Origin of the sequence: Streptomyces sp. NRRL B-24572 (genome assembly GCF_002156145.1) — a bacterium.
Classification (GTDB): Bacteria; Actinomycetota; Actinomycetes; order Streptomycetales; family Streptomycetaceae; genus Streptomyces; species Streptomyces vietnamensis.
The window spans coordinates 1-11,025 of sequence record NZ_MWIG01000004.1 but is presented as its reverse complement, the minus strand read 5'-3'; the positions used below and the strand labels follow the sequence as shown (position 1 = coordinate 11,025).

The 11,025-nt window shown below is 73.3% G+C and carries 12 protein-coding genes; 3 read left to right on the top strand and 9 right to left on the bottom strand.

Annotated features, from left to right (window positions below):
* Nucleotides 1-21: 21 nt before the first annotated feature.
* The 5 genes from CCN56_RS00300 to CCN56_RS00280 form a co-directional block, all read right to left on the bottom strand.
* Nucleotides 22-1,032, bottom strand: coding sequence for an adenosine deaminase (locus CCN56_RS00300; RefSeq protein ID WP_086821951.1), 1,011 nt, complete (start codon nucleotides 1,030-1,032; stop codon nucleotides 22-24).
* Nucleotides 1,033-1,034: 2 nt separating this feature from the next.
* Nucleotides 1,035-1,940: a ribonuclease Z gene (locus CCN56_RS00295; protein ID WP_086821948.1), complete on the bottom strand. Its 906-nt coding sequence runs from the start codon at nucleotides 1,938-1,940 to the stop codon at nucleotides 1,035-1,037.
* 3 nt (nucleotides 1,941-1,943) lie between these two features.
* On the bottom strand, nucleotides 1,944-2,303 hold the full coding sequence (locus CCN56_RS00290) for a histidine triad nucleotide-binding protein (protein WP_086821945.1): 360 nt from the start codon (nucleotides 2,301-2,303) through the stop codon (nucleotides 1,944-1,946).
* Between the two features lie 98 nt (nucleotides 2,304-2,401).
* Complete coding sequence (locus tag CCN56_RS00285; RefSeq protein ID WP_086821942.1) at nucleotides 2,402-3,505, bottom strand: tetratricopeptide repeat protein; 1,104 nt, start codon at nucleotides 3,503-3,505, stop codon at nucleotides 2,402-2,404.
* A complete protein-coding gene (locus CCN56_RS00280) occupies nucleotides 3,502-4,761 on the bottom strand; it encodes a 26S protease regulatory subunit (protein WP_086821939.1) in 1,260 nt (419 codons plus the stop codon). The genes CCN56_RS00285 and CCN56_RS00280 overlap by 4 nt, the downstream gene beginning before the upstream one ends.
* 75 nt (nucleotides 4,762-4,836) lie before the next feature.
* On the opposite strand from CCN56_RS00280, the gene CCN56_RS00275 reads away from it, so the two are divergent.
* Entirely contained in the window at nucleotides 4,837-5,190 is a 354-nt protein-coding gene (locus CCN56_RS00275; protein ID WP_256961599.1) for a hypothetical protein, read from the top strand.
* Here the strand turns inward: CCN56_RS00275 and CCN56_RS00270 are convergent.
* From CCN56_RS00270 to hrcA, 4 genes are all read right to left on the bottom strand, one after another.
* Nucleotides 5,187-5,930, bottom strand: coding sequence for a 16S rRNA (uracil(1498)-N(3))-methyltransferase (locus CCN56_RS00270; protein WP_086821935.1), 744 nt, complete (start codon nucleotides 5,928-5,930; stop codon nucleotides 5,187-5,189). The two genes, CCN56_RS00275 and CCN56_RS00270, sit on opposite strands and share 4 nt — an antisense overlap.
* Nucleotides 5,927-7,018 (bottom strand): nitronate monooxygenase, encoded by a 1,092-nt coding sequence (locus CCN56_RS00265; protein WP_086821933.1) that lies wholly within the window; start codon nucleotides 7,016-7,018, stop codon nucleotides 5,927-5,929. Before CCN56_RS00265 ends, CCN56_RS00270 begins: the two co-directional genes overlap by 4 nt.
* A 79-nt stretch (nucleotides 7,019-7,097) precedes the next feature.
* Entirely contained in the window at nucleotides 7,098-8,237 is a 1,140-nt protein-coding gene (gene dnaJ, locus CCN56_RS00260; RefSeq protein ID WP_086821931.1) for a molecular chaperone DnaJ, read from the bottom strand.
* Nucleotides 8,238-9,257, bottom strand: a complete 1,020-nt coding sequence (gene hrcA / locus CCN56_RS00255) for a heat-inducible transcriptional repressor HrcA (protein WP_030684865.1) — start codon at nucleotides 9,255-9,257, stop codon at nucleotides 8,238-8,240.
* Nucleotides 9,258-9,406: 149 nt separating this feature from the next.
* Between hrcA and CCN56_RS00250 the strand changes: the two genes are divergently transcribed.
* Both CCN56_RS00250 and CCN56_RS00245 read left to right on the top strand, forming a co-directional pair.
* Entirely contained in the window at nucleotides 9,407-10,135 is a 729-nt protein-coding gene (locus CCN56_RS00250) for an MBL fold metallo-hydrolase (protein ID WP_086821929.1), read from the top strand.
* A gap of 10 nt (nucleotides 10,136-10,145) precedes the next feature.
* Entirely contained in the window at nucleotides 10,146-10,952 is an 807-nt protein-coding gene (locus tag CCN56_RS00245) for a DUF3097 domain-containing protein (protein ID WP_086821927.1), read from the top strand.
* Nucleotides 10,953-11,025 lie beyond the last annotated feature (73 nt).

Genomic DNA, 11,025 nt, shown 5'->3' with positions numbered 1-11,025 from the left:
CCCCACCCCGCCCCTTCCCGACTACTCCGCGTCGAAGCGGTACGCCTCCACCTCCGCGAGGTACCGCGCCCGACGAGCCTCGTCGTCCTCCAGGAACGACGCCTCGAACGAGTTGCGGGCCAGCTCCCGGAGCTGGTCCTCCGTGAGGCCCAGCGCGTCCCGGATCCCGTCGAAGTTGTCCCCCACGTACCCCCCGAAGTACGCCGGATCGTCGGAGTTCACCGTCACGAGCAGCCCCGCCGACATCATCGCGGGGAGCGGATGCTCGGCGAGGGTGTCGATGACGCGGAGCCGGACGTTCGAGAAGGGGCACACCGTCAGCGGGATCCGCTCGCGGGCGAGCCGGTCGACCAGCGACGGGTCCTCCATGCAGCGCAGGCCGTGGTCGATGCGCTCCACGCCGAGGACGTCCAGGGCTTCGCGCACATAGGCGGCGGGGCCCTCCTCGCCCGCGTGGGCGACGCGGCGGAGGCCGAGCCGGGCGGCCTCCTCGTACACCTCGCGGAACTTGGCCGGCGGGTGGCCGACCTCCGCCGAGTCGAGGCCGACGCCGGTGATCCGGTGGAGGTACGGCTTCGCGGCCTCCAGGGTCGCGAGCGCGGATTCGGCCGACTCGTCGCGCAGGAAGCACAGGATGAGCCGGGTGGAGATCCCGTACCGCTCCTCGGCACGGTCGAGGGACGCGCCGAGTCCCTCGATCACCACCCCGATCGGGATGCCGCGCGCGATGTGCGCCTGCGGGTCGAAGAAGATCTCGGCGTGCCGGACGCCCTGGGCGGCGGCCCGCTCCAGGTAGGCGTCGGCGAGTTCGGTGAAGTCCTCGGCGGTGCGCAGGACCGCCATCAGGTTGTAGTAGAGGTCCAGGAAGCTCTGGAGGTCGCTGAAGCGGTACGCCTCGCGGAGGGCGTCGGTGTCGGCGTACGGCAGGGTGACGCCGTTGCGGGCGGCGAGCGCGAAGGCGAGCTCGGGTTCGAGGGTGCCTTCGATGTGGAGGTGCAGTTCGGCCTTGGGGAGGCCGGAGGGGAGGGGCATGTTCACGTTCGTTTCGGTACGGGGACCCTCATGAGGTCCTGGGCAATGCTCAGCTCGCCGTCGAACCCGGCCGCCCGCGCCTGCCGTTCGAAGGCGGCGGGGTCGGAGTAGCGCTGCGAGAAGTGGGTCAGGACGAGGTGCCGTACGCCCGCGTCCCGTGCGACGGCGGCGGCCTGTCCCGCCGTCAGATGGCCGTGGTCGGTGGCGAGCCGGGCGTCCTCGTCGAGGAAGGTGGACTCGATGACGAGCATGTCGGCGCCTTCGGCGAGGGCGTGCACCCCGTCGCAGAGCCGGGTGTCCATGACGAAGGCGAAGCGCTGCCCGCGCCGGACCTCGCTGACGTCGTCGAGCGAGACGCCGCCGAGGGCGCCCTCGCGCTGGATGCGGCCGACGTCGGGGCCCTTGATGCCGTGCGCGGCGAGCTTCTCGGGCAGGATGCGGCGCCCGTCGGGCTCGGTGATCCGGTAGCCGTAGGACTCGACGGGGTGGGAGAGCCGGCGGGCGTCGAGGGTGAAGTCCTCGGTGACGGCGAGCGGCCCGTCGGCGGCCACCGGGGCCTCGGTCAGCCGCACGGTCTCGCGGTAGGCCGTGGCGTACCGCAGCCGCTCGAAGAAGCGCTGCCCGCTCGCCGGGTAGTGGGCGGTGACCGGGTGCGGGACCTGGTCGAGGTTGATCCGCTGGATCACCCCGGCCAGGCCCAGCGAGTGGTCGCCGTGGAAGTGCGTGACGCAGATCCGGTCGAGGTCGTGCGCGGCGACCCCGGCCCGCAGCATCTGCCGCTGGGTGCCCTCGCCGGGGTCGAAGAGGATGCCCTTTCCGTCCCAGCGGAGCACATAGCCGTTGTGGTTGCGGTGCCGGGTCGGGACCTGGCTCGCGGTCCCGAGGACGACCAGTTCGCGTACGGACACGGGCTATCCGGGGGGCCAGTTGAGACCGCGGCCGCCCAGCACGTGCGCGTGGGCGTGGAAGACGGTCTGGCCGGCTCCGGCGCCGGTGTTGAACACGATCCGGAAGCCGCTGCCCTCGATCTTCTCCTGCTCGGCGACCTCGCCCGCCTCGCGCAGTATGTCGGCGGCGACGGTCGGCGCGGCGGCGGCCAGGGAGGCGGCGTCGGGGTAGTGGACGCGCGGGATCACGAGGACGTGCGTGGGCGCCTGCGGGTTGATGTCGCGGAACGCGACGGTGGTCTCCGTCTCGCGGACGATCGTCGCCGGCACCTCCCCTTCCGCGATCTTGCAGAACAGGCAGTCGCTCTGCGGCTCTCCGGCCATGTCCCGGACCTCCTAGGTCGGATGACGATCACTACCCGGTCATGCTATCCGCCGCCCCCGACAGCCGGGGGAAGCCGACGGAAGCCTGTGGAAAACCCTCAGTCCTTCGGTGTGCGGCGGTTGAGCGCCGAGCGGCTCACCCAGTACGTGATGATCACGCCCCAGAACAGGAGCGTCCCGGCCCCGCCCATCACGCCCGAGTCGAAGGACCACAGGGCGAGGGAGACGAGCGAGTAGAGCCCGAGGAGCCCGACGGCCCCGGCCATGAACAGCACGGGCCGGCAGTTGCGCGCCACGAGGAGCATCGGCCGGCGCAGCCGGGGCGGCACCCGGCGGGCCATCCACACCCCCCACCCCGTCCAGGCGCCGAGGATCACGGCCGCGCCGACCAGGAGCGGCACGGCCGCGACGACCCAGGTCGCGCCGTCGGGGATCGCGGCGTCGGCGACGGCGGAGGTCAGGAAGCCGACGAGGGCGACCCATCGGGCCCCGGCGGCGGTGTTCCACGCCATGGCCTCCAGGTTGTAGCGGGCCTTGCGGTCCTGGAGGTCGAGCGCGGCGGAGGCGACGAAGCCCTCGGCGGCCTGGGTCCAGGCCCCGCGCCGGAACCAGCGCCGGCGCAGCCGCAGCAGCGAGAGGTTGTTGTGGGCCTCGCTGCTCTGCGGGTTGAGGCGCAGGGTCGTCTCGTACGCGCGCTGTGCGGTGGCGTGGTCGCCGCGCCGCTGGGCGGTGAGGCCGACGAGGAAGTGGGCGGCGTCCTCCTCGGGGGCGAGGCCGACGGCGGTCCGCGCGATCTCGTACGCCTCGACGTTGCGCGCGGGCGTGCGCGCGTACTCGGCGTGCTCGGCGAGGGTGGTGCCGAGCGCGTAGTGGGCGCCCCAGAAGTTCGGGGCGAGTTCCACGGAGTGCCGCGCGGCGGCCTCGGCCTCCTGGAACCGCCGGTCGGCGAGGAGGATGTGGACCCGCATCAGCCAGGCCCCGAGCAGATCGGGATGGGCCCCGAGCGCCTGGTCGACGGCGGCCAGGGCGGCGACCCTGTCGCCGGCCCGGTGGTGGCAGCGGGCGAGCAGGACGAGCGCCTCGGCGTCCTCCGGTTCGCCCGCCAGGTGCCGGGCGACGAGCTCACCGGCCTGTGCGTACCGCCCGGTCTCGTAGAGCGCCTCGGCGCGGGCGAGCGCGGTGGACGGGCTGGAGGCGGTCACAGCTTGCGCTTCCGCTTGAGGTGGGCGAGGAGGTCGTCGTACAGACCGCCCTCGTTGGCGAACATGGCGACGTTCCGGGCGGCGGCGAACCACGGCTCGGTGGACGGCTTGATCTGCCGGGCCGCGCCGAGGAGGTCCTTGGTGGTGATGAGGCGTACGGCGCCGCTGCGGGCGGAGTCGAGGAGCGCGGCCTCGGCGGCCGTCTCGCAGACGTGGGCGAGGTCCGCGCCGGAGAAGTCCTCGGTGGCCTTGACGAGCTTGCCGAGGTCGACGGCCTCGATGGGCCGTTCCCGCAGGTGGTAGCGGAGGATCGCCTCGCGGGCGGCGGCGTCCGGCGGCAGCACGAGCAGGGTGCGGTCGAGGCGGCCGGGGCGGCGCAGCGCGATGTCCACGTCCCAGGGCACGTTGGTGGCGGCGAGGACGAAGACGCCCTCGTTGCCGGTGCCGCTCGCGATGCCGTCGAGCTCGGTGAGGAGCTGGTTGACGACGTTGCGCAGGCCGCTGTGGTGGGTGCGCGAACGCTTGGCGCCGAGGGCGTCCAGCTCGTCGAGGAAGACGACGCAGGGGGCCTGGCGGCGGGCGGTCTCGAAGATGTCGTGGACGTTCTTCTCGGAGGCCCCGATCCACATGTCGAGGACGTCGGAGAGCGACACGGTGAGGAAGTTGGCGCCGAGTTCGCCGGCGACGGCCCGCGCGATGAAGGTCTTGCCGCAGCCGGGCGGACCGTAGAGGAGCAGGCCGCCGCGGAGCGACTTGCCGTACAGCCTGCGCAGTTCGGGGTTGCGCATGGGCGCGAGGAAGGCGGCCTCCAGGCGCTCCTTGACCTCCTCCATGCCGCCGACGTCGGCGAGGCGTACGGCACCGGGGGCGTCGACGTCCCAGGCGGCGGCGTCCCCGGCGGTCCCCTCGCCGCCGTCGGCCTGCGGGTCGTCGAGGAACCGGGGCCCGACGAGGTCCCGCACCTGCTGCTCGGCGGCGTCCCAGTCGAAGGAGGGCTCCCCGGAGACGGGCTCGGGCTCCACGGGTTCCTCGGCGACCGGTGCCGCCGGGGGCATCCCCATCGCCCGCACCATCAGCGCCCGCGCGTCCGCGTCACCGGGAGCGTGCTGGAGCGCGACGGCCGCCTCCGCGACGGCCTCGTCGTTCCGCCCCTCGGAGAGGAGCAGCTCGGCGAAGTGGAGGCGCAGGGGTACGTCGCCGGGGGCGGCGGCCACGGCGGCGCGCAGACTGCGGATGAGGGGGGACTCGTCGGCCATGCGGGTCAGCCTAAGGAGCGTCCGGGGGTCCCTGTCCACCGGGTGCGGCAGGGCGCGGGGCGTAGGGTGCGCGGCATGAGACGGGAAGGCGCACCGCGCAGGCTGACCGTGGACGGCACCGTGTGGCTGTGGAACGTCCGGCACCGGCACCCCGACTGCCGGACGGTGCTCTCCCTGCGCCGCGCGGAGCACCGCCACGCGCAGCTCCGTCTCGTCTTCCGGGAGGGCCCGGGCCGCATCGTGGCCGGGTACCCCTTCGGTTCGGGCGACGTGGCCTCCGCCGACGGCGACATCCTGAACCTGAACATGCCCGGGGTCGTACGCCGGTTCCTGGAGGAGGCCGCGGTCCGCGGCCTCCTGCCCACCGCCCCCGGCGTCCGCGAGGAGGACGCCTGGCCGCTCTACGACACCTTGGCGGGGACGGTCTAGCTCCAGCGGCCCGTGCGCCCCAGGACCAGGGCGGTCGCCGCCGTACCGGCCGTGGAGGTGCGCAGGACGCTGCGGCCGAGGCGGTACGGCTTCGCGCCCGCGGCCTCGAACGCGGCGAGTTCCTCCGGGGAGACCCCGCCCTCGGGGCCGACGACGAGCACGACCGACCCCTTCTCGGGGAGTTCGGCGGTGGCGAGCGCGCCGCTGGGGTGGTCGCGGTCCTCGTGCAGGACGGCCGCGAAGTCGGCGCCCGCGAGGAGGGCGGCGACCTGCTTGGTCGTCATGAGGTCGGCGACCTCGGGGAAGCGGGTGCGGCGCGACTGCTTGCCGGCCTCGCGCGCGGTGGACCGCCACTTGGCGAGGGCCTTGAGGCCCCGGTCGCCCTTCCACTGGGTGATGCAGCGGGAGGCGGCCCAGGGCACGATCGCGTCCACGCCGGTCTCCGTCATGGTCTCGACGGCGAGTTCGCCCCGGTCGCCCTTGGGCAGGGCCTGGACGACCGTGATGCGGGGCTCCTCCTCGGGGTCCTCGTGGACCTCGTCGACCCGCACGGTGAGCTCGTCCCTGCCCTCGGCGGAGACCACCACGCACGCGGCCCAGCGGCCCCGCCCGTCGGCGAGCACGAGTTCCTCCCCGGCCCGCAGCCGCTTCACGGAGACGGCGTGCCGGCCCTCGGGCCCGTCCAGGAGGAAACTCCCGGCACCGGGGACGGTGTCGACGACGAAGACGGGTGCGGTCATGAGGTGCTCCTGTGGGCGAGCCCGGAGAGGTCGGAGAGGGCGGTGTCGAGTTCGGCGGCCAGCACCTCGACCAGCTGCGCGGCGGGGAGCGCACGGGCGAGGCGGTGGCCCTGGCCGGCCCACAGGGCCATGCCCTGGGCGTCGCCCGCGGTGGCGGCGGCCTTGCGGAGCGGGGCGGTGAGGTGGTGGATCTCGGGGTAGGCGGCGGGGGCGTACGGCCCGTGCTCGCGCATGAAGCGGTTGACGAGGCCGCGGGCCGGTCGCCCGGAGAAGGCCCGGGTGAGGGCGGTCCGGGTGAACAGCGGGTCCGTCAGGGCCTGCTTGTGGAGCGGGTGGGCGCCCGACTCGGGGCAGGGCAGGAAGGCGGTGCCGAGCTGGGCGGCGTCGGCGCCGGCGGCGAGGACGGCGGCGATCTGCGCGCCGCGCATGATGCCTCCGGCGGCGACGATCGGCAGCGCGACGGCCTCGCGGACCTGGGTGACGAGGGTGAGGAGTCCCGTGCCGGGGGCGCCCTCGTCGGCCGGGTCGTCGCGGTACGTGCCCTGGTGTCCGCCGGCCTCGACGCCCTGGACGCAGACGGCGTCGGCGCCGGCCTGCTGCGCGGCGAGGGCCTCGTCGGCGGAGGTGACGGTGACGATCGTGTACGTACCGGCGCGGTCGAAGGCGTGGAAGGTCTCGCGCGGGGGGCAGCCGAAGGTGAAGGAGACGACGGGGACCGGGTCCTCCAGGAGGATGGCCAGCTTGGCGTCGTAGGCGTCGTCGCGGCCCTCGTCGGTCTCGCCGAGCAGGGTGTCGTACCAGGTGGCCTCGCCCGCGAGCTGGTGGCGGTAGACCTCGACGGCGGCGGGGTCGGCGGGCCGGCCGTCCTGCGGCATGAAGAGGTTGACCCCGAAGGGGCGCCCGGTGAGCCCGCGTACCCGCTTGATCTCCTGGTACAGGCCTCCGGCCGTCTTGTACCCGCCGGCGAGGAACCCGAGCGCCCCGGCCTCGCAGACGGCTCCGACGAGCTCGGGACAGGAGGCGCCACCCGCCATGGGGGCCTGCACGATCGGGAACCGAGAGAGATCGTTCAGTGCGGTGGTGGACATATGGGCATCGTGTCATGCGCGGTCCGGGCCACGGGAAAGGGGCGGCACCGGAGTGCCGCCCCTTTCCGCCGCGTACGGATCAGCGCCCGTTGAACGCGTCCTTGAGCCGCGAGAACAAGCCCTGCTGCCCGGGCTGGAACTGCCCCGTGGGCCGTTCCTCTCCCCGCAGCTTGGCCAGTTCGCGCAGCAGACGCTCCTGCTCCGCGTCGAGCTTGCTCGGGGTCGTCACCTCGACGTGCACGATCAGGTCGCCCCGGCCGTTGCCCCGCAGGTGCGTGACGCCGCGCCCGTGCAGCGGGACCGACTGGCCGGACTGCGTGCCCGGGCGGATGTCGATCTCCTCGACGCCGTCGAGGGTCTGCAGCGGCACCTTCGTGCCGAGCGCGCCCGCCGTCATCGGGATGGTGACCGTGCAGTGCAGGTCGTCCCCGCGCCGCTGGAAGACCTCGTGCGGGGTCTCGTGGATCTCGACGTACAGGTCGCCGGCGGGGCCGCCGCCGGGGCCGACCTCGCCCTCGCCCGCGAGCTGGATGCGGGTGCCGTTGTCGACGCCGGCCGGGATCTTGACCGTGAGCGTACGGCGGGACCGCACGCGGCCGTCGCCGGCGCACTCGGGGCACGGCGTCGGCACGACGGTGCCGAAGCCCTGGCACTGCGGGCAGGGCCGGGAGGTCATGACCTGGCCGAGGAAGGACCGGGTGACCTGGGAGACCTCGCCGCGGCCGCGGCACATGTCACAGGTCTGCGCGGAGGTGCCGGGCGCGGCGCCCTCGCCCGAACAGGTGGTGCAGACGACCGCCGTGTCGACCTGGATGTCCTTGGTCGTACCGAAGGCCGCCTCGTTGAGGTCGATCTCCAGGCGGATCATGGCGTCCTGGCCGCGGCGGGTCCGCGAGCGCGGGCCGCGCTGCGAGGCCGTGCCGAAGAAGGCGTCCATGATGTCGGAGAAGTTGCCGAAGCCGCCCGCTCCGAAGCCGCCGCCCGCGCCACCGCCGCCGGAGGCCGAGAGCGGGTCGCCGCCGAGGTCGTAGACCTGCTTCTTCTGCGGGTCCGAGAGGACCTCGTAGGCGGCGTTGATCTCCTTGAAGCGTTCCTGCGTCTTCGGATCGGGATTGACGTCCGGGTGCAGCTCGCGCGCGAGCCTCCGGAACGCCTTCTTGATCTCGTCCTGGGACGCGTCGCGGCGCACGCCGAGTACGGCGTAGTAGTCCGTGGCCACTTACGACTCCGCCAGGATCTGTCCGACGTAACGTGCCACTGCGCGTACCGCTCCCATCGTTCCGGGGTAGTCCATGCGGGTCGGTCCGACCACGCCGAGTTTGGCGACTGCCTCGCCGCCCGAACCGTAGCCGACCGAGACGACGGACGTGGAGCTCAGCCCCTCGTGGGCGTTCTCGTGCCCGATGCGTACGGTCATGCCCGATTCCTTGGCCTCGCCGAGCAGCTTGAGGAGCACGACCTGCTCCTCCAGAGCCTCCAGGACGGGCCTGATCATCAGGGGGAAGTCGTGTCCGAAGCGGGCGAGATTGGCGGTGCCGCCGATCATCAGCCGCTCCTCGTGCTCCTCGACGAGCGTTTCGAGGAGGGTCGCGAGCACGGTCGAGACCGTGGCGCGGTCCTCGGCCTCCTCGAAGGACTCGGGGAGGTCCTGCACCAGCTGCGGCACGTCGGCGAACCGGCGGCCGACGACCCGGCTGTTGAGCCGGGCCCGCAGGTCGGCGAGCGAGGTCTCGCCGAAGGGCGCGGGGCAGTCGACGACGCGCTGCTCGACCCGGCCGGTGTCCGTGATGAGGACGAGCATCAGGCGGGCGGGGGCCAGCGAGAGCAGCTCCACGTGCCGGACGGTCGAGCGGGTCAGCGAGGGGTACTGGACGACGGCGACCTGGCGGGTCAGCTGGGCGAGCAGTCGTACCGTGCGCCCGACGACGTCGTCGAGGTCGACGGCTCCGTCGAGGAAGTTGTGGATGGCCCGCCGCTCGGGCGTCGACAGCGGCTTGACGCCGGCGAGCCGGTCGACGAAGAGCCGGTAGCCCTTGTCGGTGGGGATGCGCCCGGCACTGGTGTGGGGCTGGGCGATGTACCCCTCCTCCTCCAACACGGCCATGTCGTTGCGCACGGTGGCGGGCGACACGCCGAGCTTGTGGCGCTCGGTGAGCGCCTTGGAGCCGACGGGCTCCTCCGTCCCGACGTAGTCCTGGACGATGGCGCGCAGGACCTCGAGTCTGCGTTCGCTGAGCATCGTGGCGCACCTCCAGCTGTCGTCGTCGTTCCGGTTGCTCCGCTTTTGGCACTCGCCCTGTCCGAGTGCCAGCGATCCCCCGGCCAGTGTACGGCGGCGGGCATCGCTCCTGGCAAGGAGGCGGCGCCCGCACCGGTTAGCGTCGCCCCATGGACGTGGATTGGGAAGCGTACGGATGGGAGCGCCTCGCGGACGGAGTCGGCAGGCGCCGACTGCCCGGCTGGGACGCCACGGTGGGCCTGGTCGTGGGCACGCGGGCGGTGTTGCTGTACGACACGGGGTCCTCGCTCGCGGAGGGCGCGGAGCTGCGGGCACAGATCACGGCGCTCACGGGCGGCCGAAAGGTGACGCACATCGCACTGAGCCACCCCCACTTCGACCACGTCTTCGGCACGGCTGTGTTCGCGGGCGCGGAGGTCTTCGGCGCGGTGGGCTCGGACGAGCTCCTCTCCCTGGCCCGGGAACGGGAGGCGCTGCGCGAGGACGGGGTACGGCAGGGGCTCGATCCGCAGACGGCGGCGGAGGCGGTGGACGTCCTGGTGGCCCCCCGACACGTGGTCTCGGGCGAGTGGACGCTCGACCTGGGCGACCGCCAGGTGCTCCTGGCGAACGTGGGCCCCGGCCACACGGGCCACGACCTGGCGGTCTGCGTCCCGGGCGGGCGCGAGGTCGTCTTCTGCGGGGACCTCGTGGAGGAGTCGGGCGAACCGCAGGCGGGCCCGGACGCGATCCCGTCCCGCTGGCCGGACGCCCTGGACCGCCTGCTCGCCCTGGGCGGCGAGGAGGCGGCGTACGTACCGGGGCACGGGGCGGTGGTGGACGCCACGTTCGTGAGGGCACAGCGCGATGAACTGGCACGGCGCTTCGACGTGCCCTAACGTCACCCGAATGCGCAGCTACAACCCGGATCTGACGCCGCCTTGGAAGAAGCCGAAGCCCGTGCCGGAGGTCCCGGCGGACCCCGACCTGGTCGTCGAGGAAGTCACCACGGGCTTCTGCGGGGCGGTGATCCGCTGCGAGGCGGGCACGGTGACGCTGGAGGACCGGTTCGGCAAGCACCGGGTCTTCCCGCTGGAGCCGCGCGGCTTCCTCCTGGAGGGCAGGGTCGTGACCCTGGTCCGGCCGGTGGCGGGCGGTCCGGTGCGCCCGACCCGTACGGCCTCGGGCTCGATCGCGGTCCCGGGCGCACGCGCGCGCGTGGCGAGGGCGGGCCGGATCTACGTCGAGGGCCGCCACGACGCGGAGCTCGTGGAGCGGGTCTGGGGCGACGACCTGCGGATCGAGGGCGTGGTCGTGGAGTACCTGGAGGGCGTCGACGACCTGCCGTCGATCGTCGCGGAGTTCGCCCCGGGGCCGGACGCCCGGCTGGGCGTCCTGGTGGACCACCTGGTCCCGGGCTCGAAGGAGTCGAGGATCGCCGCCCAGGTCACGTCCCCGCACGTCCTGGTCGTCGGCCACCCGTACATCGACGTCTGGGAGGCGGTGAAGCCGTCCGCCCTGGGCATCCCGGCCTGGCCGGCGGTCCCCCGGGGCCAGAACTGGAAAACGGGCGTCTGCCGGGCGCTGGGCTGGCCCTCGGACAACACGGGCGCGGTCTGGCAGGCGATCCTCAAGCGCGTGACGTCCTACAAGGACCTGGAACCGGAGCTGCTCGGCCGCGTGGAGGAACTGATCGACTTCGTGACGGCCCCGTAAGCAAGCCCGCGCCCGTACGGGCCCGCACCCGCTGCCGTGTGGGGCCCGCACCTGCTGCCGTGTGGGCAATCGT